Annotated in this window: 20 protein-coding genes; 6 read left to right on the top strand and 14 right to left on the bottom strand. The window is 64.2% G+C overall.

Annotated features, from left to right (window positions below; all coding sequences use genetic code 11):
- Position 1: 1 nt before the first annotated feature.
- The 10 genes from FXB40_RS14160 to pqqA all read right to left on the bottom strand — a co-directional run bounded on the left by FXB40_RS14160 (position 2) and on the right by pqqA (position 10,121).
- Positions 2 to 1,057, bottom strand: a complete 1,056-nt coding sequence (locus FXB40_RS14160) for a 2-oxoacid:ferredoxin oxidoreductase subunit beta (protein ID WP_148772803.1) — start codon at positions 1,055 to 1,057, stop codon at positions 2 to 4.
- Positions 1,054 to 2,901 carry a 2-oxoacid:acceptor oxidoreductase subunit alpha gene (locus FXB40_RS14155; RefSeq protein WP_187436870.1) on the bottom strand — a complete coding sequence of 616 codons (1,848 nt, stop codon included), beginning with the start codon at positions 2,899 to 2,901 and terminating at the stop codon, positions 1,054 to 1,056. Before FXB40_RS14155 ends, FXB40_RS14160 begins: the two co-directional genes overlap by 4 nt.
- Positions 2,871 to 4,670, bottom strand: coding sequence for an FAD-dependent oxidoreductase (locus tag FXB40_RS14150; RefSeq protein ID WP_148772802.1), 1,800 nt, complete (start codon positions 4,668 to 4,670; stop codon positions 2,871 to 2,873). The genes FXB40_RS14155 and FXB40_RS14150 overlap by 31 nt, the downstream gene beginning before the upstream one ends.
- Positions 4,671 to 4,908: 238 nt before the next feature.
- Entirely contained in the window at positions 4,909 to 5,586 is a 678-nt protein-coding gene (locus tag FXB40_RS14145; protein WP_148772801.1) for a DUF4286 family protein, read from the bottom strand.
- Positions 5,587 to 5,725: 139 nt separating this feature from the next.
- On the bottom strand, positions 5,726 to 6,712 hold the full coding sequence (gene pip / locus FXB40_RS14140) for a prolyl aminopeptidase (RefSeq protein ID WP_148772800.1): 987 nt from the start codon (positions 6,710 to 6,712) through the stop codon (positions 5,726 to 5,728).
- A complete protein-coding gene (pqqE, locus tag FXB40_RS14135) occupies positions 6,702 to 7,895 on the bottom strand; it encodes a pyrroloquinoline quinone biosynthesis protein PqqE (protein WP_148772799.1) in 1,194 nt (397 codons plus the stop codon). The genes pip and pqqE overlap by 11 nt, the downstream gene beginning before the upstream one ends.
- Complete coding sequence (gene pqqD / locus FXB40_RS14130; RefSeq protein ID WP_148772798.1) at positions 7,892 to 8,203, bottom strand: pyrroloquinoline quinone biosynthesis peptide chaperone PqqD; 312 nt, start codon at positions 8,201 to 8,203, stop codon at positions 7,892 to 7,894. The genes pqqE and pqqD overlap by 4 nt, the downstream gene beginning before the upstream one ends.
- 12 nt (positions 8,204 to 8,215) lie before the next feature.
- Positions 8,216 to 8,995, bottom strand: a complete 780-nt coding sequence (gene pqqC / locus FXB40_RS14125) for a pyrroloquinoline-quinone synthase PqqC (RefSeq protein ID WP_148772797.1) — start codon at positions 8,993 to 8,995, stop codon at positions 8,216 to 8,218.
- Positions 8,992 to 9,921, bottom strand: coding sequence for a pyrroloquinoline quinone biosynthesis protein PqqB (pqqB, locus tag FXB40_RS14120; protein WP_148772796.1), 930 nt, complete (start codon positions 9,919 to 9,921; stop codon positions 8,992 to 8,994). Before pqqB ends, pqqC begins: the two co-directional genes overlap by 4 nt.
- 119 nt (positions 9,922 to 10,040) lie before the next feature.
- Entirely contained in the window at positions 10,041 to 10,121 is an 81-nt protein-coding gene (gene pqqA / locus FXB40_RS14115; RefSeq protein ID WP_007595659.1) for a pyrroloquinoline quinone precursor peptide PqqA, read from the bottom strand.
- A gap of 250 nt (positions 10,122 to 10,371) precedes the next feature.
- Here pqqA and FXB40_RS14110 point away from each other — a divergent pair, with 250 nt between their 5' ends.
- From FXB40_RS14110 to tarD, 5 genes are all read left to right on the top strand, one after another.
- Complete coding sequence (locus FXB40_RS14110; RefSeq protein ID WP_187436869.1) at positions 10,372 to 10,629, top strand: DUF6894 family protein; 258 nt, start codon at positions 10,372 to 10,374, stop codon at positions 10,627 to 10,629.
- Positions 10,630 to 10,840: 211 nt separating this feature from the next.
- Complete coding sequence (locus FXB40_RS14105; protein WP_148772794.1) at positions 10,841 to 12,241, top strand: amidase family protein; 1,401 nt, start codon at positions 10,841 to 10,843, stop codon at positions 12,239 to 12,241.
- A 2-nt stretch (positions 12,242 to 12,243) separates the two neighbouring features.
- Entirely contained in the window at positions 12,244 to 12,720 is a 477-nt protein-coding gene (locus FXB40_RS14100; protein WP_148772793.1) for a glutathione peroxidase, read from the top strand.
- A complete protein-coding gene (locus tag FXB40_RS14095) occupies positions 12,717 to 12,974 on the top strand; it encodes a DUF3297 family protein (RefSeq protein ID WP_027529356.1) in 258 nt (85 codons plus the stop codon). The genes FXB40_RS14100 and FXB40_RS14095 overlap by 4 nt, the downstream gene beginning before the upstream one ends.
- A 121-nt stretch (positions 12,975 to 13,095) precedes the next feature.
- Positions 13,096 to 14,265, top strand: coding sequence for a D(-)-tartrate dehydratase (gene tarD / locus FXB40_RS14090; protein WP_148772792.1), 1,170 nt, complete (start codon positions 13,096 to 13,098; stop codon positions 14,263 to 14,265).
- A 326-nt stretch (positions 14,266 to 14,591) separates the two neighbouring features.
- Here tarD and FXB40_RS14080 read toward each other — a convergent pair whose 3' ends face one another.
- The 4 genes from FXB40_RS14080 to FXB40_RS14060 form a co-directional block, all read right to left on the bottom strand.
- Positions 14,592 to 15,734, bottom strand: a complete 1,143-nt coding sequence (locus tag FXB40_RS14080) for a DUF418 domain-containing protein (RefSeq protein ID WP_148772790.1) — start codon at positions 15,732 to 15,734, stop codon at positions 14,592 to 14,594.
- A gap of 8 nt (positions 15,735 to 15,742) precedes the next feature.
- Positions 15,743 to 17,191 carry an MmgE/PrpD family protein gene (locus FXB40_RS14075; RefSeq protein ID WP_148772789.1) on the bottom strand — a complete coding sequence of 483 codons (1,449 nt, stop codon included), beginning with the start codon at positions 17,189 to 17,191 and terminating at the stop codon, positions 15,743 to 15,745.
- Positions 17,192 to 17,521: 330 nt separating this feature from the next.
- On the bottom strand, positions 17,522 to 18,871 hold the full coding sequence (locus FXB40_RS14065; protein WP_148772787.1) for a malonyl-CoA decarboxylase: 1,350 nt from the start codon (positions 18,869 to 18,871) through the stop codon (positions 17,522 to 17,524).
- Positions 18,872 to 19,159: 288 nt separating this feature from the next.
- Positions 19,160 to 19,960: an AraC family transcriptional regulator gene (locus tag FXB40_RS14060; RefSeq protein ID WP_187436868.1), complete on the bottom strand. Its 801-nt coding sequence runs from the start codon at positions 19,958 to 19,960 to the stop codon at positions 19,160 to 19,162.
- 60 nt (positions 19,961 to 20,020) lie between these two features.
- Between FXB40_RS14060 and FXB40_RS14055 the strand changes: the two genes are divergently transcribed.
- Positions 20,021 to 21,199, top strand: coding sequence for an MFS transporter (locus FXB40_RS14055; RefSeq protein WP_148772785.1), 1,179 nt, complete (start codon positions 20,021 to 20,023; stop codon positions 21,197 to 21,199).
- Positions 21,200 to 21,289 lie beyond the last annotated feature (90 nt).

Below are 21,289 nucleotides of genomic sequence, written 5' to 3'. Positions count from 1 at the left end.
TCTAACGCAAACTGGCGTTGAACTTGTCCAGCGCCGCCGAGCCTGGGCAGAGCGTATCCGCCTCCAGCGTGTTGAGCGGCGTCTCGACTGTGTTGAGATGGCTGTGCAGATCTTCCGCGTCGGGATCGACGTAAAGCAGCCCGGTGACGATCTGGCCCTTGGCGGCGTGCCGCGCGAGGAACGTCTGGGCCCCTAACCGGTCATGCGGATCGTAATCGGCATCGATCTTGCGCAGCGCGATCTTGCTGCCGTCATGCTGCTCGACCACCTGCACCGTGCCCGGCGCATAGTCCACCGCGATGGGATCGCGGCCGACCAGCACGTCGAGCCGGTTCACGGCGTCATTGTGCTCGCGGACATAGTCAAAGCTCTTGGTCGAGCCGGCATGGTTGTTGAAGGCGATGCAGGGGCTGATGACGTCGATGAAGGACGCGCCCTTGTGGCCGATCGCAGCCGCGATCAGCGGCACGAGCTGGGCCTTGTCGCCGGAGAACGAGCGCGCCACGAAGGTCGCACCGAGCTGCAGCGCGATCGCGACGAGGTCGATGGCGTTGTCGGTGTTGGTGACGCCCTTCTTCGACTTCGAGCCGCGGTCGGCGGTGGCCGAGAACTGGCCCTTGGTCAGGCCGTAGACCCCGTTGTTCTCGACGATATAGGTCATGTTGACGCCGCGCCGGATCGAATGCGCGAACTGGCCGAAGCCGATCGAGGCGGAATCGCCGTCGCCGGAGACGCCGAGATAGATCAGATCGCGATTGGCGAGATTGGCGCCGGTCAGCACGCTGGGCATACGGCCGTGCACGGAGTTGAAGCCGTGCGAATTGCCGAGGAAATAATCCGGTGTCTTCGACGAACAGCCGATGCCGGAGATTTTTGCGACCCGGTGCGGCTCGATCGAGAGCTCGTAGCAGGCCTCGATGATCGAGGCCGTGATCGAGTCATGGCCGCAGCCCGCGCACAGCGTCGAGATTTTACCTTCGTAGTCGCGATGGGTGTAGCCGAGCTCGTTCTTCTTCAGCCCGGGATGATGAAATTTCGGCTTTGCAATATAGGTCATGATACGGCCTTGCGGAGCGGGGTCACCTTGAGGTGATCCTGGTGGTCGCCAATGGCTTTTGCGATGTAGCGGGCGGTGATCGGTGAGCCGTCGTAATGCACGATCGGCACGAGGCGAACGGGATCGATACCGTTCTCGTTGACGATGAGCTGACGGAGCTGGCTGTCGCGGTTCTGCTCGACCACGTAAACGAAATCGTGCTCGGCAAGGAAGCTCGCCACGCTCGAATGGAACGGGAAGGCGCGGATGCGCAGGCGGTCGAGCTGATGCCCGCGCGCCTCGAGCATCCCGATTGCTTCGTCCATCGCCGGCGAGGTCGAGCCGAAATAGATCACGCCATATTTGGTCGGCCGTTCCGCATTGGCTTGCAGCGGCCGCGGCACCAGGTCCTGCGCCGTCTCGAACTTGCGTACGAGCCGCTGCATGTTGTCCGCATAAACCGAGCCTTCCTCGGAGTAACGCGCATAGCGATCACGCGACGTGCCGCGGGTAAAATAGGAGCCCTTGGTCGGATGGGTACCGGGATAGGTGCGGTAGGGGATGCCGTCGCCGTCGACGTCGAGGTAGCGGCCGAAGTCGCGGCCCTCTTCCAGCATTTCCGTGGTCATCACCTTGCCGCGGTCATATTGCTTGGAATCGTCCCACTTCAAGGGACGGCAGAGCCGGTGGTTCATGCCGATGTCGAGATCGAGCATCAGGAAGATCGTGGTCTGCAGCCGTTCGGCCAGATCGAAGGCGGCGGCCGCGAACTCGAAGGCCTCGGCCGGATCTTCCGGGAACAGCAGCACATGCTTGGTGTCGCCGTGCGAAGCATAGGCGCAGGCGATGATGTCGCATTGCTGGGTGCGGGTCGGCATGCCCGTGGAGGGGCCGGCGCGCTGGATGTTCATGATCACGGCCGGAATCTCGGCAAAGTAGGACAGGCCGATGAACTCGGTCATCAGGGAGATGCCGGGGCCGGAGGTCGCGGTGAAGGCGCGGGCGCCGTTCCAGGAGGCCCCGATCACGATGCCGATCGAGGCCAGCTCGTCCTCGCCCTGCACGATGGCGTATTTCGCCTTGCCGGTTTCGGGATCGTGCCGGAACTTCTTGCAGTGAGCGGTGAAGGCCTCCGCCACCGACGAAGACGGCGTGATCGGATACCAGGCGCAGACAGTCGCGCCGCCATAGACGGCGCCGAGCGCCGCGGCACTGTTGCCCTCGATGAAGATGCGGTCGCCGACCTTGTCGGACTTCTTCACCCGCAGCCCGATCGGGCATTTCAGGTTTTGCAGCGCCCAGTCGCGGCCTAAATGCAGCGCATGGACGTTGGAGGACAAGAGCTTCTCCTTGCCTTTGTACTGCTCGCCGATCAGCTGCTCGATCAGCTTTGGGTCCATGTCGAGAAGCGCCGAGAGGCTGCCTAAATAGATGATGTTCTTGAACAGCTGGCGCTGGCGCGGATCGGTGTAGGTCGAGTTGGTGATCGCGGTGAGCGGCACGCCGATCACGGTGATGTCGTCGCGGAATTTGGTCGACGGCATCGGCTTGGTGGAATCGTAGAACAGATAGCCGCCGGGCTCGATGCCGGCGACGTCCTTGTCCCAGGTCTGCGGGTTCATCGCCACCATCATGTCGACGCCGCCACGGGCGCCGAGATGGCCGGCTTCGGTGACGCGCACCTCGTACCAGGTCGGCAGGCCCTGGATGTTGGAGGGGAAGATGTTGCGCGGGGACACCGGCACGCCATGGCGCAGGATCGCGCGCGCGAACATCTCGTTGGCGCTGGCCGAACCGGAGCCGTTGACGTTGGCGAAGCGGACGACGAAGTCGTTTACGCTGCTGATCGGCTTTTTGTCGGACATGTCGAACCCGCTTGAGTCATATCGATCAAATATTTCTGCATGTCCCAGGCTCCAGTGGGACAGCGCTCGGCGCACAGCCCGCAATGCAGGCAGACATCCTCGTCCTTGACCATCACGCGCCCGGTCTTGAGGTCGCTGGACACGTAGAGATCCTGGTCCGGATGCGGCGAGGGCGCCTTCAGGCGCTGCCGTAGATCGGTTTCCTCGCCATTCTCCGTGAAGGTGATGCAGTCCATCGGACAGATATCGACGCAGGCGTCGCACTCGATGCAGAGCGAAGTCGAGAACACCGTCTGCACGTCGCAATTCAGGCAGCGATGCGCCTCGCCGAGCGCCAGCTTGACGTCGTAGCCGAGCTCGACCTCGGTGCGGATGTCCTTCAGCGCAATCACCTTGTCGCGATGCGGCACCTTGAAGCGCTTGTCGTTGGAGATGTCGTTGTCATAGCTCCATTCGTGGATGCCCATCTTCTGCGAGGAAACGTGCACCTCCGGCAGCGGCCGTTCGGTGATGTCCTCGCCCGACAGCATCTTGTGGATCGACAGTGCGGCGTCGTGCCCCTGCGCCACCGCCCAGATGATGTTCTTGGGCCCGAACGCGGCGTCGCCGCCGAAGAACACTTTCGGGTTAGTCGAGACGAAGGTCTTGGGATCGACCTTTGGCATGTGCCATTTGTCGAACTCGATGCCGCAATCCTGCTCGATCCAGGGGAAGGCGTTCTCCTGGCCGACCGCGACCAGCACGTCGTCACACTCAATGGTCTGGTCGGGCTCGCCCGACGGCACGAGGTTGCGGCGACCCTTGGCATCGTATTCGGCCTTCACCTTCTGGAAGGTGACGCCGGTGAGCTTGCCATTGTCGTGGATGAAGGAGACCGGGACGAGGAAGTTGAGGATCGGAATGTCCTCGTGGATCGCGTCTTCCTTCTCCCAGGGCGAGGCCTTCATCTCCTCGAAGCCGGAGCGCACGATCACCTTGACGTCCTCGCCGCCGAGGCGGCGCGCGGTGCGGCAGCAATCCATCGCGGTGTTGCCGCCGCCGAGCACGATCACGCGCTTGCCGATCTTGTCGGTGTGGCCGAACGAGACCGAGGACAGCCAGTCGATGCCGATATGGACGTGCGCTGCGGCCTCTTTCCGGCCGGGGATGTCCAACTCGCGGCCGCGCGGCGCGCCGGAGCCGACGAAGATCGCGTCGTATTTCTCGGCGAGCAGCGCCTTCATGCTCTCGATGCGGTGACCGCCTTTGAAGTCGACACCGAGATTGAGGATGTAGCCGGTCTCCTCGTCGATGACCGAATTGGGCAGGCGGAATTTCGGGATCTGCGTCCGCATCATGCCGCCGGCTTCCGGGTCGCCGTCGAACACGGTGCAGTGATAGCCGAGCGGCGCGAGATCGCGCGCCACCGTCAGCGAGGCCGGGCCACCTCCGACGAACGCAACGCGCTTGCCGTTCTTCGCGGAAGGGCGCGGCAGACGGTGCGTGATGTCATCCTTGAAGTCGGCAGCGACGCGCTTGAGGCGACAGATCGCCACCGGCGTTTCTTCGACGCGTCCGCGGCGGCACGCCGGCTCGCAGGGACGATCGCAGGTGCGTCCCAGGATTCCGGGAAACACGTTCGATTTCCAATTGATCATGTAGGCGTCGCTGTAGCGGCCTTGTGCGATCAATCGGATGTATTCGGGAACCGGGGTGTGCGCAGGACAGGCCCACTGGCAATCGACCACTTTGTGAAAGTAGTCGGGGGCCGCGATATCGGTCGGTTTCATTCCTACCCTGTCCGCGCAGGCTCAAAGACCCGGCGGCCTTTTCTTGAGCTTGTCGAACGCTTAACGCGCCGCGATCTGGTTTCTGAATGACGTCATTGGGTTAGCTTATTAGAACCGTTCCCAAGTACAACGGCAAATTTGGGTGATCACCGGCTTTCATGGGAGCTGCGCGTGCACAGCATTAACGGCCGCGCGCAACTAATGCGGCGGTGCAATATGTTGCGATGCGGGTGACGCTTTAGCTGTGAGCAATATCGCTCTTCGCGAGGTCCCACATCAGGCTGTAAGTGCCGACGGAGACGGGAAGCGGGAAGGGTGTGGCCGCAGGGCCGGTGAAGCGCTCGGCGATGATAGCCGAGACTGCGCCGACACGTGTGCCGTCGATCAGCACGAACCAGTCGCGTGCGCCTTCGTTGCGCACCGCTGGAATGTCCGCCGTCGCGCCCGACAATTCCGGTTCGCTTTCGAGCAGATGCATCGAGATGATGCCCTCGCGCTCTCCGGGCGCCAGCTTTTCTTGCAGTGCATCACGCCATGCGCCGGCATTGTCGGCGCTGGGGCGCAGCCGCACCAGGCCGAGCGCCGCGCCGCGGCCGGTGCCTTTGCTGATAGTGATGCGCGCGACCACGCGCAGCATGTTCTTGAAATGCGCCATGGTTCGCCGCGACCATTCGGTCTGGTTGGCGAGCCGCGCCCGGTAGGCGGGACTGTCGAGCACGTCGAGCGTCGCGGTCGAATACAGCGAGAGATATTTGGGATTGGCGGCGTGCGCGACATAGCGCCGCGCTTCCAGAAACCCCTCGATCGCGACGCGCTCTTCAAGATGCTCGCGATCGTACCAGCGATTGAAATCGGCTTCGTCGCTTGCGTCGATGTTCATCGACGTCAGCAGCATGCCTGTCCCGGCGAGCGGCATTTTCTTGTCCTTCTTGATAGACCCTCATGGTGAGGAGCCACGAAGTGGCGTCTCGAACCATGAAGGCCCCGCTGTTGCATCTCGGCCTTCATCCTTCGAGACGCGCTCTTCGAGCGCTCCTCAGGATGAGGGATAGAGTTTATCGCGCGGCCTTCGACGCAAGATCGGCGATCGACCTCATGACCGCGTCCCGCACGCCGGCATCATAGAGCGAATGTCCGGCTTCTTCCACGATCCGAATCTCGGAACCGGGCCAAACTTTCGCGAGGGCTTGGGATGTCTCAGGAGGGCACAGCAGGTCGTACCGGCCCTGCACGATGATGCCGGGAATGCCGGCGAGCCGGGGCGCGTTTCGCAACAGCTGGTTCTCAGCCATGAAGCTGTCATTGATGAAGTAATGTGCTTCCATGAACGGTGTCGCGGGCAATGTGCGCCAGACGTTCAGTGACGCCAGGTCGATCCGCGCCTTTGCCGGCTTGTGCTCCGACAGCGCGCGCTCGGTGTCGTGCCAGGCGCGCGAGGCAGGTCCATGCACGGCCGGATCGGCGTCGAGGATGCGGCGATAATAGGCTGCCACCGGCTGCGCTCGTTCCTCCGGCGGCAGCACGCTCAGAAAATCCTCGTGCAGCGCCGGATAGAATTGAGCCAGGCGCGAGGTGAAGGCCGTCTCGACCTCTGCCTGTGTGCCCAGAAAGGTCGCACGTAGCGCAATGCCGGAGACGCGCTCGGGATGGGCCTGCGCATAAGCCAGCGCCAGCGTCGCGCCCCAGGAGCCGCCGACCACCATCCAGCGGTCGAAGCCGAATTTTTCGCGGATTTTTTCCATGTCCGCGATCAGATGCGCGGTCGTGTTGTGCTCGCGCGATCCCTTCGGGCGGCTGCGGCCGCAGCCGCGCTGGTCGAACAGCACCGCTTGCATACGCTCGGGATCAAAAAGCCGGCGATGATCGGGCTGGCAGCCGCTGCCGGGACCGCCATGCAGATAGATCGCGGGGATGCCGTCGGCGCGGCCGACGCTTTCGACATAGAGCTCGTGGCCGTCGCCGACGTCGAGCATGTCGGAGGTCAGTGGCGCAAAGGGATCGGCGCGTCTGGCCGATGCGGCCGCGTCGGCGTCAGGCGTCATTCCCGGATTCCAGAGTGCCGCCGGCAAAATTGCGATAGAGGAAGCGGTTGGTTTCGCCCTCGGCCTCGCGCTCGGCCTGCTTGAAGATGGTCTCGTGCAGCGGCGACAGCGCGCAGGCCGGATCGGTGTTGGCGGCGTCACCCGTCAGCGCAAAGGCCTGGCAGCGGCAGCCGCCAAAATCGATCTCGCGGAATTCGCAGGTCTTGCACGGCTCCTTCATCCAGCCGGTGCCGCGATAGCGGTTGAAGGCGTCGGAGTTTTGCCAGATCCAGGCGATCGAATGGTTCGAGCGCACCGACTCGAAATCGAGCCCGGTGATGCTTTCGGCGGCGTGGCAGGGCAGCACCTTGCCGGCGGGCGAGATGTTGAAGAACTGCCGGCCCCAGCCGCCCATGCACTTCTTCGGCCGCAGCGCGTAATAATCCGGCACGACGTAGTCGATCGCCAGTGTCCCCTTCAGCCGCTCGCGCGCCTCCTCGACGATACGGGTGCATTCGTCGAGCTGCGCCACTGTCGGCATCAGCGCGGCGCGATTCTTCAGCGCCCAGCCGTAATACTGCACGTTGGCGACCTCGAGCCGGTCGGCGTCGAGATCGATCGACATCTGAATGATGTCGGGGAGCTGGTGCAGGTTCTGCCGATGCATCACCGCATTCACGGTCAGCGGCAGATCCAGCTCGCGGGTCCACTTCGCGACCTCGAGCTTCTTGCGATGCCCGTTCTTGTAGCCGGCAACGCGATCGGCGAGGCCGTCTTCGACGCCCTGGAAACTGATCTGCACATGGCAGAGCCCGGCGTCCGCAAGGTCGCTGAGCTTCTCGCGCGTCAGCAGCACGGCCGAGGTGATGAGGTTGGTGTAGAGGCCGACGTCGCTGGCGTGCTTCACCAACTCGACGAGGTCCTTGCGCGCCGTCGGCTCGCCGCCGGAGAAATGCACCTGGAGCACGCCGATCTCGGCGAGCTCGCTCAGCACTTTCTTCCATTCGTCCGTCGTCAGCTCCTTGCCGGAGCGGTCGAGCTCGACAGGGTTAGAGCAATAGGGGCATTGCAGCGGGCAGCGATGGGTGATCTCGAGCAGCACGGCGAGCGGAATGCCAAAGGTCTCCGCCGTCGAGCGGCTCTTCTCCAGCACCGCGAGGCTGTCGCTTGTGTCAGGCGGGATGGTCGGGAGCACATCGCTCATGGCGTCTTCTCCCGGGCCTCGGTGAGGAAGCCCTTGTCGGCGAGATCCTGCAGCATGACGATGACGTCGGCGAGGATCGCCTCGCGCGGTGCGGCGTATTTCGCCGCCAGCTGATCGGACACGTCGCCGACATTGCGCTTGCCGTCGCAGAGCTGCAAGACCTCGACCGCGATCTCGTCAGGCGCCAGCACGCGCTCCGGCGCCAGGATCACCCAGACCTTTCGCGTGTCGTCATATTTCAGCTTGGCGTGCCGCGGCAGCACGGGGCGGCTTGCCTCGCTGACGCTGATGTTCCGCGGCCCGGCCATCGCTCTAGTTCCCTAACTCGCTTTGGGCACGAACGCGCCCGGCGGAATGTTGCCCTCGACATAGGCGTGCTGGAGCGCGTCCAGTTGCACCCATAGCACGCTGGTCTTGAAGATCAGCGCGTTGCACACCAGCGCGCGCTGCTCCGGGGTCGTGGCATGCGCCTTGACGTAATCGAGCGCAAAGCCGGCATCGCGCGGCGCCTGCGCCAGGCGGCGCTTGAAGTAGCTCATGATGTCGGGATTGACGAAGTCGTAATGCTCCAGCATGCCCGAGATGCGCTCTTCATGCAGGTTCGGCGCGAACAGTTCGGTGAGCGAGGACGCGATCGCCTCCAGCGGGCTCTTTTCGCGGCAGTAGTGGACATAAGCCTCCACCGCGAAGCGCGTCGCCGGCAAGATGCCTTCGGTGGATTCCACATAAGCCGTGTCGAGCCCGAGGCCTTCGGTCAGCTTCAGCCAGCGCTCGATGCCGCCCTCAGAGCCGACATCGCCATCATGGTCCTCGATGCGGTGGCGCCATTCCAGCCGCGTGGCGCGGTCGCGGAAGCGCGAGATCACCACCGCGTCCTTGATCGGGATCGTGCTCTGGTAATAGTAGCGGTTCAGCGCCCAGGCCTGCACCTGGCCCTTGTTGAGCTTGCCGCCATGCAGCAGCTTATGGAACGGATGCAGGCTGTGATAGCGCGTGGCGCCGATGTGGCGCAGCGTCGCCTCCAGCTCCTCGGCGCTGGTGAGCCTGATGTCCTTGCCGATCGAGAGCGCAGTCATTCCAGTCATGGACGCGGCATTCACAGCACGATCTCCGTTCCGTCGGCGGGTATCTGCCAGCCCGCTTCTTCAGCGGCCTTGCGCTCGGGGGACGAGGGCAGCAGCGCCGGGTTCGAATTATTGATATGCAGGAACATCTTCCTGTCGATATTGAGGTCGGCGAGCCGCGCGATCGCGCCATCGTGACCGGACATCGCGACATGGCCCATGCTCTTGCCGGTCTTGTGGCCGAGCCCGGCCTTGATCATCTCGTCATCCTGCCAGACCGTGCCGTCGAAGAACACCAGCGCGGCGCCGTCGATCTCGGCCTTCAGCGCATCGGTGACCTCGGCGCAGGCGGCGATGAAGTAGAAGCACTTGCCGGTCGCCTTGTCGGTGATCTTCAGGCCCAGCGTATCGCCGTCGCCGCTCGCGCCGCCGGGATGCGCCTTGCCTTCGAGATACCAGGCCGACTTGCCCGGCACCGCAAATGGCAGCACCTCCAGCCCCGAGCGCGCACCATCGGTAAGCCGCGGCTCGAACGGCTCGCTGATGCCGATCGGCTGGCGCCTGACGTTTGTCTCGTTCAGCACGTTGAAGATGCTGTTGCTGGCAAGGATCGCCAGCACCTTTTCATGCGCATAGACCGTGAAGGGCGAGCCCTCGCGCATCGAGAGCAGGCCGGTGACCGCATCGACTTCGCTGTTGGTCAGGATCACGCCTGCAACAGGCGTATGGCGCAGCGCGCCGGCCTTGGGATGCAGCTGCGGCGTGGCATTCAATTGCTGGCGAAGGTCGGGCGAGGCGTTGATCAGGAACCAGTGCTCGCCGTCGCCGCTGAAGGCAACCGAGGCCTGGGTTCGATAAAGCTCATGGCCGTGGTGACGGGCTGCCCGGCAGCCCTCGCAACCGCAATTCCATTGCGGGACTCCGCCGCCGGCCCCGGCGCCCAGGACGACGACGCGAAGCATGATCCGTCTCCTGGAAGCAACGTCGCCAGGTGGATCCTAAGGCCAACACAGTTTCCATCATCCGGAAACCGATCGTGACCGGCAGACCCACCTGCGCAGAACGCGTACTCACCAACCGCTTATTTGCGGGTGGCGCTCACATACATGTTGATTTCCATGCCGCACGGCACTTCGACGATCTTGGGGGCTTTCCAGGCCATTTTGGCTCTCCATTTTCGAGATTTCGGACGTGTACGCCCGAGAGCTAAGTTAATGCGGGCACAAAAGTTCGCCAGTGAAATTTTCCCGAGAAAGCCATGTTGCGCTGCGAAAAGCGCACGTGGAACGCCAGTTTCTGCCGATGCAGCCTTGCGCCTGGCGTATTCGGTCGCGAACCCTGTCCTGATAAAGCAGTTGTGAGTGCAGTGCAGCTTTTCTATCCGGTACAGGCGACCCAAGTGGAATTCGGTGATGCCCAAATATTTCTTCAACACCCGTATCGGCGATGAACTGATCGTGGATCCCGAAGGCGAGGATCTGCGCAACCCCGATCGTGCCTGGGAGGTCGCCCGCCAGATGATCCTGGAGGTGGTGAAATCCGAGGGCGCCCAGCCGGCGCTCATGGAGGCGGTGATCGAGGTCACCGACGTCGAAGGCGACATCGTGCTGGAATTCCCCTTCACCGAGGCGCTGCTGGACATCCCGGACGAGTCCGCAACGCGGCATTAGGGGCCCCGCTACGCTCTCCACGTCATTGCGAGGAGCTCGCGACAAAATTGCGTAGCAATTTTGCGCTGATGCGACGAAGCAATCCAGACTGCCTCCGCGGTGGGATTCTGGATTGCTTCGCTTCGCTCGCAATGACGGAGTATCCCTGCGAAATCCGCATGGCTTTGCCGCGTTCCCGGCGCTAAAAGAAGCCGGTTACACGGAGCAAATCATGCAAGATCTCTGGCGCCTGTCGGCCGCCGACCTCGCTACCCTCGTCAGATCCAAGAAGGTGTCCGCCCGGGAGGCGGCCAAGGCCGGCCTCGACCGCCTGGACGCCGTCAATCCCAAGCTCAACGCCGTGATCGACCACCGGCCCGAGGACGTGCTCAAGCAGGCCGACGCCGTCGATGCCGCCATCGCCAGGGGCGAGAACCCCGGCGTACTGGCCGGCGTGCCCGTCACCATCAAGGCCAATGTCGACCAGGAGGGCTTTGCCACCACCAACGGCCTCAGGCTGCAGCGCGACCTGATCGCGCGCGAGGACAATCCGGTGGTCGCCAATTTCCGCAAATCGGGCGCCATCCTCCTTGGGCGTACCAATTGCCCGGCCTTCTCCTACCGCTGGTTCACCACCAATCTGGTCCATGGCGACACCAGGAACCCGCGCGATGCGTCGCTGACCCCGGGCGGCTCGTCCGGCGGCGCCGGCTCGGCGGTTGCGGCCGGCATCGGCCACATCGCTCACGGCACCGACATCGCCGGCTCGATCCGCTATCCCGCCTATGCCTGCGGAGTGCACGGCCTGCGCCCGACCCTGGGCCGCATCCCCGCCTTCAATCCGGCGCTGCCGGAGCGCCCGATCGGGCCGCAGATCATGGCGGTGTCGGGACCGCTGGCGCGCACCGTGAATGACCTGCGCATCTCGCTCGCTGCCATGTCGGCCCGCGATGCGCGCGATCCCTGGTTTGTGCCGGCGCCGCTGGAAGGCCCGGCCGTGCCGAAACGCGCCGCGCTCTGCCTCAACCCCGACGGCCTCGCGACCACGCCAGAGGTGAAGGCCGCCGTGACCGACGCCGGCAAGCGCCTCGAGCGTGCCGGCTGGACTGTGGAGGTGATCGAGAACACCCCGCCGATGCGCGAAGCCGTCGAGTGGCAGCGCAAGCTCTGGCTCGGCGACGGCTACGAGGCGCAGCTGGACATGGCCGAGCGCGAAGGCGATCCCGGCGCGCTGGCGTGCCTGCGCGGCAACCGCGCCAAGGTCACGCCGATGGACCAGGCCAACTACGCGCAGGCGCTGACCCGCCGCGCCACGCTGACCCGCGACTGGATGCTGTTCTTCGAAAAATATGCCGTGGTGCTGACGCCGGTCTCCGGCGAGCTGCCGTTCCCCGATCATCTCGACCGCAAGGACGCCGCCTCCTTCGAGCGCGTCTGGGAGGCGCAGCTGCCGCAGATCGCGACGCCCTTCATGGGGCTGCCGGGCCTCGTGGTCTCGACCGGCCTCGTCGGCAAGACGCCGGTCGGCGTGCACATCGTCTCCGGCCGTTATCGCGAGGATCTGTGTCTGCTCGCCGGCGAAGCAATCGAGGCGGGCGGCGTGCCGCCGTCACCGATCGACCCCGTGGGTTAGCGATGTCTGTTATCTACGACTTCAAGGCCAATTCGCTTCTCGGCGATGAAGTGCCGATGCGCCAGTTCGAGGGGCAGGTGCTCTTGATCGTCAACACCGCAAGCAAATGCGGCTTCACGCCGCAATATCGGGGCCTCGAGGATCTGCACCGCGATCTGGCGCCGCGCGGCTTCTCGGTGCTCGGCTTTCCCTGCAACCAGTTCGGCGCGCAGGAGCCGGGGCAGGCCGCCGAGATCCAGGCGTTCTGCTCGACCAATTACGACGTCACCTTTCCCTTGTTCGAGAAGATCGACGTCAACGGTGCCCACGCGCATCCCCTGTATGAGTACCTGAAACACCAGCAATCCGGCCTGCTGGGCGCCTCCATCAAATGGAATTTCACCAAATTCCTGGTGGATCGTGCCGGCCAGGTGATCGCGCGCTACGCGCCGACCGCGCGGCCGGAAGGATTGCGGCAGAAGATCGAGACCCTGTTATGAGCGAGACAATCATGAGCGACGAATTTCCGGACCGCCTGTCGGTCGACCCGAACAGCCCCTATTACAACGCCGACATCCTGTCGCGCGACGTCGGCATTCGCTTCAAGGGTGTCGAGAAGACCAATGTCGAGGAGTACTGCATCAGCGAAGGCTGGGTCCGCGTCGCCGCCGGCAACGCCAAGGACCGCTACGGCAATCAGCTGACCATCAAGGTGCACGGGCCGGTGGAGCCGTATTTCAGGGATAAGAAGTAAGCGCAACGCGCACTCTCTCCTCGTCATTGCGAGGAGCCCTTGCGACGAAGCAATCCAGAATCTATCCGCAGGTCGCAGACTGGATTGCTTCGCTTCGCTCGCAATGACGAAAGGAACCCGCATGTCCGTCCGCATCGTCGACGTCCGCGAGATCACAAAGCCGATCTCGTCCCCGATCCGCAACGCCTATATCGACTTCACCAAGATGACGACGAGCCTCGTTGCCGTCGTCACCGATGTGGTGCGCGAGGGAAAACGCGTCGTCGGCTACGGCTTCAACTCCAACGGCCGCTATGGCCAGGGCGGCCTGATCCGCGAGCGTTTTGCCTCGCGTATCACCGAGGCCGATCCGAAGTCGCTCTTGAACGCTGCCGGCGACAATCTCGACCCCGACAAGGTCTGGGGCGCGATGATGACCAACGAGAAGCCGGGCGGCCATGGCGAGCGCTCGGTCGCGGTCGGCACCATCGACATGGCGGTGTGGGATGCGGTGGCGAAGATCGCAGGAAAACCGCTGTTTCGCTTGCTCGCTGAGCGTCACGGCCTCACAGCCAATCCGCGTGTGTTCGTCTACGCCGCCGGCGGCTATTATTATCCCGGCAAGGATCTCACGGCGCTGCCCGGCGAGATGCGCGGCTATCTCGATCGCGGCTACAACGTCGTGAAGATGAAGATCGGCGGCGCGCCGATCGATGAAGACCGCACCCGCATCGAGGCGGTGCTGAAGGAGATCGGCAAGGACGCGCAGCTTGCCGTCGACGCCAACGGCCGCTTCGGTCTGGAGACCGGCATCGCCTACGCCAAGATGCTGCGCGATTATCCGCTGTTCTGGTACGAGGAGGTCGGCGATCCCCTCGACTATGCGCTGCAGGCCGCACTTGCCGAGTTCTATCCCGGCCCGATGGCGACAGGCGAGAATCTCTTCAGCCACCAGGACGCCCGCAACCTGATCCGCTACGGCGGCATGCGCCCCGACCGCGACTGGCTGCAATTCGACTGCGCGCTGTCCTATGGTCTCTGCGAATACCAGCGCACGCTGGACGTGCTGAAAACCCACGGCTGGTCCCCCAACCGCTGCATCCCGCACGGCGGCCACCAGATGTCGCTCAACATCGCAGCCGGCTTAGGCTTGGGCGGTAATGAGAGCTACCCGGATCTGTTCCAGCCCTATGGCGGCTTCCCGGATGGCGTGCGCGTCGAAAATGGCCACATCACCATGCCGGACCTTCCGGGCATCGGGTTCGAAGGCAAGTCCGATCTCTACAAGGAGATGAAAGCGCTGGCGGAGTAGCCCTCGCTGGTGCAACCCACTCCGTCATTGCGAGCGCCTTGTCCGCCATAGCTCGAAGAGCGACGGCGGAAGCGAAGCAATCCAGAATCTCTCCGCAGCGACAGTCTGGATTGCTTCGTCGCAAGAGCTCCTCGCAATGACCGTGGAGGGAGTTGGGCCAGCTGCGGGTACCTTGCTCTGCGATGCACGGTGATTCGGAATTGGCGGGATGCCGCCACACACTCCGTCATTGCGAGCGCAGCGAAGCAATCCAGAGTCTTTCCGCGGAGGCAGTCTGGATTGCTTCGTCGCAAGAGCTCCTCGCAATGACGGCGGAGGGAGCTCTGTCACCCCACCGCCGCCTCCGCCACCACCATCGGCTGCCGCTCCCCATACATCAACGACCGCCATAGCCATTCGAGCGGGCCGTAGCGGTAGTGGTGCAGCCACCATGTGCTGAAGCGGACCTGTGCGGCGTAGACGATGAGGCCGATGGCAAGCGCCGGGGTGATGCCGAGCCGGCCGAACAGGCCGAGGCCGTAGCCGTAGAAGATCCAGCCGAAGATGATGGATTGTGCGACGTAGTTGGTGAAGGCCATCCGTCCCAACGGCGCGGCCCAGCCGAGCAGCTTCTTGCCGCGCTCGAAATGGGCAATGCCGAGAATGGCGGCGCCATAGCCCAGCGCCAGCAGGATGGTGCCGAGCGGCTCGATGCCGCGATAAAGCAGGCCAGCGCCGAGGCCGATCGCGGGGAGCGCGATGGCGAACAGGCCGCTTGTATTTTGCACAATGCCGCTGCGCCATGCCAGCGCGCCGACCAGAAACAGCCCGATCGTGCGCAGGAAGACGAAGGCGTGCAGTGAGGCGATCAGGGGAATCTCGCGCAGACGGAACGCCAGCACGTCGACGAAGCCGCCCGTTGCATAGATGCGATTGGCGTCCATGACGTCCTGCCAGATCGCGGCCCTGCTCGGAAACAATCCCGCCGGCGGAAAGGCCTGCATCGCCAGATACAGCGCGAGAGACACCAGCGCGGCGAGCGTCAGCAGCCAGCGCGGACCGAACAGGAACGGCAGCACGATGAACCCGGCAAGCGCATATTCGGTGAGGATGTCGCCGTTCCAGATCAGGCACAGATGAATGACGCCGAACACCAGCAGCACGGCGAGCCGGCGGACGAGCAGCGCGGCGCGGCGCCCGCTGTTTGCGAGCCGGTCGAACTGAATGGCAAGGCCTGCGCCGAACAGCAGCGAAAACAGCGCGAACGCCTTGAGCTCGACGGCCTGGGCCAGGATCGCTTCGATGGCGCGATCGATCGGCGAAGCCAGCAGCCTGGGGCCAAGAAACTGGTCGAAGATCGAAACGCGAAATTCCATCACGAGGTTGATGGCCATGACGCCGAACAGGGCGATGCCCCGCAGCACGTCGATGGCGTCGATCCGCTCCGCGGAGGACGTCGGCCTGGGGACTGCGGCGCTATCGGACGTCATGGAAGGATTCAGGTGCGTTGGATGAGTGGCCGCAAGCTCCTTATATCCGTCACCGTCTCGATCTCATACACCGACTTCACCAACTGCTCCGACTTGTCCCGTCCCACCACCGGCGCGATCAGGTCGCGGGCCTTGTCGATGACCTCTTCGCGCGTCATCGGGTTGCGCGGGGTGCCGCGCACGGCGGTGACGCGCTCGGACAGGCGGTTGCCGTCGGCAAGCTCGATCTCGACGATCGCGACGCGCACCGGCAACAGCTTGGCAAGCTCCTCGTCGCGCACCAAATTCACCTTGGCGCGCTCCTTCAGCACGGCGGCATCCTGCATGCGCGGCTTGTCGTGGGCGGCGTGGAACGAGGCGGTCTTGTCGAGCAGCATCACGGCGACCATGTGCTGCAGACAGATGTCGGGGATGTCGCGGTTGTCCACGACCTCGGCAACCGACGGCGCAAGGCGCACAATCACGCGCTTCACCTGCTCGGCCTCGAACGCCTGCTTGCTGCGGATCGCGTAGATCGCATCTAGCGGTCCCTGGATTGGCGAGCCCACCGTCCATTTCTTGATGTCGGTGCCCGCGATCTCGTAACGCTCGCCGAGTTTTTCGACGAGCTTTGCGGTCGCGGCCTTCGGCGCATAGGCCAGGAAATAATTGTCCGGTCCCGAAAACACGTCGTCCACGCCGTTCCAGTCCGCGCGCACCAGCAGCGCCGAGGTCACGCCGTTGCGGGCGGGCATGCCGGCGAACACAAACCCCTTCTCGATATGGTCGACGTCGCGCCGCCACACGATGAAGCCGGAGGATTGCTGCGCGGCATAGTCGAGCACCCAGCGCATCCGGCGTGCGTCGAAGCCGGCGACGCAGGCGGCTGCCGCGGAGGCGCAGAACGTGCCGGAAATGCTGTGCGTGCTCAGCACGCTCTCGTAACTGAAATCGGCGCCGCCCATCGCCATCACCACGCGTGTGCCGACATCGTAGCCGAGCGTCACCGCGCGCAGGAAATGCGCGCCGTCGATGCCGAGATGTTCGCCAAGCGCAAGCGCGGCGGGAACGGTCGAGGATCCCGGATGCGACCGCGACGGGCTGTGGGAATCGTCGGTCTCGTCGGCATGCGCCATGACGCCGTTGGCAAGCGCAGCCTCGACCGGCGACGCCGTGAACGCCGTGCCGGCAATTGTCGCCGAGCCCTGCGCGGCGTTGGCGCGGATGTAGCGCTGCGCGGCCTGACCGGGCGGCAGCTCCGACCCCGAGATCATCGACGCCAGCGTGTCGAGGATGTGGTGTTTTGCCTGTTCGGCGACTTCGGCCGGCAGCGCGCGGGTTTTGGCCGCGCTCATGTAATCGCACAGCGCCGTCATCTCCGGCCCGGAGCCGGCGCCTTCCGCGAAACCACGTGTGGGCGCGAGGGTAAGGCTGGTGGCGGCGGCCGCGGTGAGGCCGAGGAAGTCGCGTCGTTTCATGGTGTCCCGTTCTTTGGTGCAGGAACTGATGAACCGTCTAGCGCACATTCTCCGTCATTGCGAGCGTAGCGACCTGTCCGCCGAAGCTTTAGCGAAGGCGGAAGCAGTCTGGATTGCTTCGTCGCAAGGGCTCCTCGCAATGACGGGGGAGGGAGCGGGGTCGTCGGCTGGCGCTTTGGTCTGCGCTGCACGGTGATGCGGAGTTGTGCGAGAACTCGCCACATCATCCGTCATTGCGAGCGGAGCGAAGCAATCCAGGAGCTTTCCCCGGAGACGGTCTGGATTGCTTCCGCCTTCGCCCGCAATGATGGTGGAGAGAGCGTCTTCCCCCTACGACAACCGCATATCCAGCAGCCTTCGCCCTTCGCCCTTCAAGAGCTTCTTCACCGCGCCGGACGCCACGACCTCGCCGTCATTGGCGTAGGCTTCGTGGTTCTTCTCGATGTCGTCGAGGCGATAGAGGTAGTTCACCATCACGCCGGCGGATTCGCGCACGCCCTTTGGCGAGAGGTCGCCGAGCCAGTTGATGCGCTCGAGGCGGGCACCGTTGCCGAGATGGAAGCGGGCGACGGAGTCGATCAGCTTGCCCTTCGGCGTGCGCGCCTTCAGGAAATAATGGGCGGCCAGCGGCTCGATCACGGCGCGCAGCTGCGCGGTGGTCTCGGGATTCTCATACCATTTGGGATCGTCGAGGCGCTTGAGGATCTCGCGATCCTCGTCCGACAGCGGCAGGTCCTTGTCCTGCTTCACCCATGGCATGAAGCCCGGCACCGGCGATAGCGTCACGAAGGTGTCGAGCTTCGGCGTCTCGCGGCGCAGCTCCTCGACCACCTGCTTGATCAGGAAGCTGCCGAAAGAGATGCCGCCAAGACCGCGCTGGGTGTTGGAGATCGAGTAGAATACGGCGGTGCGCGCCTTCTCGATCGGCAGGTACTGCCGATCGACGGCCAGCAGCGGCGCGATCGCACCGGGAATGGTCTCGGTCAGCGCCACCTCGACGAAGATCAGGGGCTCGTCCACCATCGCGGGATGGAAGAAGGCGTAGCAGCGGCGGTCGACCGGATCGATGCGGCGGCGCAGATCGTCCCAGTCGGAGATCTCGTGCACGGCTTCATAGCGGATGATTTTTTCGAGGATGTTGGCCGGGGTCGACCAGTCAATCCGGCGCAGCACGAGAAACCCCCTGTTGAACCACGAAGAGAGAAGATGCGAGACGTCGCGGTCGAGCGCGGCGAGATCGGTGTGTCCGTTCATCATGCCGAGCAGATCGGCACGCATGCTGACGAGATCGCTGGTGCCGCCCGGCGCGCGGTTGAGACGGCGGATCAGCTCCTGCCGCCGCGGCTCCGAGGCGAAATGCAGCGCGCTCGCGTCCTCGTCGGCCGGCTTCGCGCGCCATGTCTCGATCGCCTGTGCCAGCCGTTCCCGGTCCGGGCCGAAATCGCGCACAAGTCCCTCGAAGAAGGCGCGGCGTCCTGCCGCATCCAACTCCTGGTAGATGTCGAGCACTTCACGCGCCATGGCGGTGCCGGAAGCTTCGCCCCGGCCCGACAGCAGCGCGCCACATAGCTCGATCAGCCCGTCGGCGTCCTGTTTGGTATCGGCAGAATCCCGGCGCAGCAGCGTGCGGCCGCGCTCGGAGATGGTGGCGAGCAGGTCGGAGAAGAAGGCGTTAGCCATCTGGGCCTTTCGAAACCGGATTTGTGCGTTGCGGAAGCTTACACGGGATTTAGGCGGAAGCCGATCACAATCAAGCAGGCGAATTTGGCAACTTTAGTTGGGCCGTGCGTTTCGAGAAGTCTGTCATGCCTGGCGAAGACGAGGTAATCACACGCGGGGGCTTGAGCTGCCGTAGGGTGGGCAAAGGCGCACTTGCGCCGTGCCCACCATCTCTCTCGATCACGAAAAATGCGTGGGCACGCTTCGCTTTGCCCACCCTACGAGTTCTGCGCTCGCAATCACGAGGCCTCAACCCTTCCCCGCAAACTCCGTCGGCGTCCGCCCCATCACCTGACGGAACGCCGCCGAAAACGCCGGCACGCTGGCATAACCCAGTTGCGTCGCAAGCTGTTTTACCGACACGCCGGCATCCGTCGACAGCCGCTGGATCGCCGCCGCAATCCTCGCCCGCTGGCACCAGCTCTTGAAGCTCAGCTGCGTCTCAGTCGAGAACAGCCGCGATAGCGTCCGCGCGGAGGTTCCGACCTCGCGTGCCAGCGTGTCGATGTCGTGGAGGCCGGTGGGATCATCGAGCACGATCATCGCGGCGCGCCGGCAGCGCGGCTCGTGCGGCAGCGGCACGAAGGTCGCGGAATCCTCGGCCTGGTGCAATTCCAGCATCACCAGGCGCACCAGCAACTCGGTGCGCTCTTCGGTGTTGCGCGCGTCGAACAGCGCGAGGATCGCCTGGTTGAGCAGCGGCGACACCCGCACCACGAATTCCCTGGTCAATCCCTCATAACGCTTCTCGCGCTTCAGCCAGGCGAGGTCGAAATACAGCGTGCGCATCTCGATGTCGGCGAGCACGTCGATGGCATGCTCGAGCCCGGCCGGGACCCACACCGCGCGGTCCGGCGGCACCAGCCAGCGTCCCCCGGGCGTGTTCACCTGCATCGTGCCCTTCGCGGCATAGACCAGCTGGGCCTCGCGGTGCATGTGCGGGTCGAGCCGCAGGCCCTTGGGATAGTCGCGCGCGACCAGGTGCACGCCCGCGGTGGAGCGGTGGTTGCCACGGACTTCCCTGAGGATTGGCGTTTCGACGACAGTCATTGGCAGCATCCCGTCAAGCCCACGACATATAACTCATTTCGGAACAGGAGAGGATTCCGAATGAACAGCCCCAGCCGGGTCATCAGTTTCGTCAACGCAGGCCATTTCATCGACCATTATGCGATGCTGATCTTCGCCGCAGCCGTGATCATCATGGGGCCGGCGCTCGGCATGGCCTATTCGGAACTGCTGCCCTACGCGACCCCCGGCTTCATCGCCTTCGGCGCCGGCTCGCTGCTCACCGGCTGGCTCGGGGACCGCTGGAGCCGCCGCCACATGATGCTGATCTTCTTCATCGGCATCGGCGCGTCCATGATCTCGGTCGGCTTCGTACAAACGCCTGTGCAGCTCGGCGCGGCCCTGTTCGCGATCGGTGTGTTCGCCTCGATCTATCATCCCGTCGGCACCGCGATGATCGTGTCCTATGCCGACAGGCTCGGCCGCGAGATGGGCATCAACGGCGTCTGGGGCAATCTCGGCGTCGCCTCGTCCGCGCTGGTCACCGGCGTGATCGGCCAGTATTTCGGCTGGCGTTTTGCCTTCATCGTCCCCGGCATCGTCACCATCCTGATCGGCATCGCCTTTGCGATGCTGGTCGTGCATGAGGACCGCAAGGGCTCGAAGCAGGCGGCCGCGCAAGCGCGCGTCGCCAAGCAGGACATGTGGCGCGTGGTGCTGTCGCTTCTGATCGTCGTGATCGCGATCTCGACCACCTTCAACGCCGTCACCGTCGCGCTGCCAAAGCTGTTCGCCGAGCGGCTCGCCGACCTGACCAAGAGCCCGGCGCTGTTAGGGGTCATCGCGGCCTGCGTCTATGTGTTCGGCGCGATGACGCAGTACACGATCGGCCGGCTGCTCGACCGCTACTCACTCAAGACGGTGGCCTTGCCGCTGTCCTTCATGCTGGCGCCGTTCCTCTATCTCGCCGCGAGCCTGTCCAACTTGCCGTTGATATTGGTCTCGATCGGCATCGTCATGGGCGCGTTCGGACAGGTCACGGTGAACGACGCCATGGTCGGCAAATACACCAGCGAGGAATGGCGCTCGCGCGCCTATGCCGTGCGCTATTTCATCGGCTTCACCGCGGCGGGTGCGTCCGTGGGCCTGGTCGCCTGGCTCTACGAGCAGGGCGGCTTCGTCACCATGCTGCACGCGTTTGCAGCGCTCTGCCTGCTCGCGATTGCGGCGGCGATCATCCTCCCGCGCGAGATCCGGACGCCGGCGGCGGCGTCCGTTTGACGGGTCGTCGTGAGGCGCGAGGCAGGGAACCCGCTCCACCTCCCGCGGGTTCTATCCCCGTGGCTCCGGCACGTGGCCGGGACGGAACGC

The sequence above is a fragment of the Bradyrhizobium rifense genome, from assembly GCF_008123425.1.
In the GTDB taxonomy this organism is placed as follows: domain Bacteria; phylum Pseudomonadota; class Alphaproteobacteria; order Rhizobiales; family Xanthobacteraceae; genus Bradyrhizobium; species Bradyrhizobium rifense.
Note: the sequence above shows the minus strand (reverse complement) of the source record. Positions and strands in the feature narration are given on the sequence as shown.

Excerpts from the sequence above, each read along its gene's own strand:
- FXB40_RS14075 (WP_148772789.1), bottom strand. The coding sequence starts at position 17,191 with ATGAAACGACGCGACTTCCTCGGCCTCACCGCGGCCGCCGCCACCAGC.
- FXB40_RS14095 (WP_027529356.1), top strand. The coding sequence starts at position 12,717 with ATGAGCGAGACAATCATGAGCGACGAATTTCCGGACCGCCTGTCGGTC.
- tarD (WP_148772792.1), top strand. The coding sequence starts at position 13,096 with ATGTCCGTCCGCATCGTCGACGTCCGCGAGATCACAAAGCCGATCTCG.
- FXB40_RS14105 (WP_148772794.1), top strand. The coding sequence starts at position 10,841 with ATGCAAGATCTCTGGCGCCTGTCGGCCGCCGACCTCGCTACCCTCGTC.
- FXB40_RS14055 (WP_148772785.1), top strand. The coding sequence starts at position 20,021 with ATGAACAGCCCCAGCCGGGTCATCAGTTTCGTCAACGCAGGCCATTTC.
- pqqA (WP_007595659.1), bottom strand. The coding sequence starts at position 10,121 with ATGGCCTGGAAAGCCCCCAAGATCGTCGAAGTGCCGTGCGGCATGGAA.
- FXB40_RS14060 (WP_187436868.1), bottom strand. The coding sequence starts at position 19,960 with ATGACTGTCGTCGAAACGCCAATCCTCAGGGAAGTCCGTGGCAACCAC.
- FXB40_RS14145 (WP_148772801.1), bottom strand. The coding sequence starts at position 5,586 with ATGCCGCTCGCCGGGACAGGCATGCTGCTGACGTCGATGAACATCGAC.
- pqqB (WP_148772796.1), bottom strand. The coding sequence starts at position 9,921 with ATGCTTCGCGTCGTCGTCCTGGGCGCCGGGGCCGGCGGCGGAGTCCCG.
- FXB40_RS14065 (WP_148772787.1), bottom strand. The coding sequence starts at position 18,871 with ATGGCTAACGCCTTCTTCTCCGACCTGCTCGCCACCATCTCCGAGCGC.
- FXB40_RS14155 (WP_187436870.1), bottom strand. The coding sequence starts at position 2,901 with ATGTCCGACAAAAAGCCGATCAGCAGCGTAAACGACTTCGTCGTCCGC.
- pqqE (WP_148772799.1), bottom strand. The coding sequence starts at position 7,895 with ATGAGCGATGTGCTCCCGACCATCCCGCCTGACACAAGCGACAGCCTC.
- FXB40_RS14110 (WP_187436869.1), top strand. The coding sequence starts at position 10,372 with ATGCCCAAATATTTCTTCAACACCCGTATCGGCGATGAACTGATCGTG.
- pip (WP_148772800.1), bottom strand. The coding sequence starts at position 6,712 with ATGACGCCTGACGCCGACGCGGCCGCATCGGCCAGACGCGCCGATCCC.
- FXB40_RS14080 (WP_148772790.1), bottom strand. The coding sequence starts at position 15,734 with ATGACGTCCGATAGCGCCGCAGTCCCCAGGCCGACGTCCTCCGCGGAG.
- pqqD (WP_148772798.1), bottom strand. The coding sequence starts at position 8,203 with ATGGCCGGGCCGCGGAACATCAGCGTCAGCGAGGCAAGCCGCCCCGTG.
- FXB40_RS14150 (WP_148772802.1), bottom strand. The coding sequence starts at position 4,670 with ATGAAACCGACCGATATCGCGGCCCCCGACTACTTTCACAAAGTGGTC.
- FXB40_RS14160 (WP_148772803.1), bottom strand. The coding sequence starts at position 1,057 with ATGACCTATATTGCAAAGCCGAAATTTCATCATCCCGGGCTGAAGAAG.
- FXB40_RS14100 (WP_148772793.1), top strand. The coding sequence starts at position 12,244 with ATGTCTGTTATCTACGACTTCAAGGCCAATTCGCTTCTCGGCGATGAA.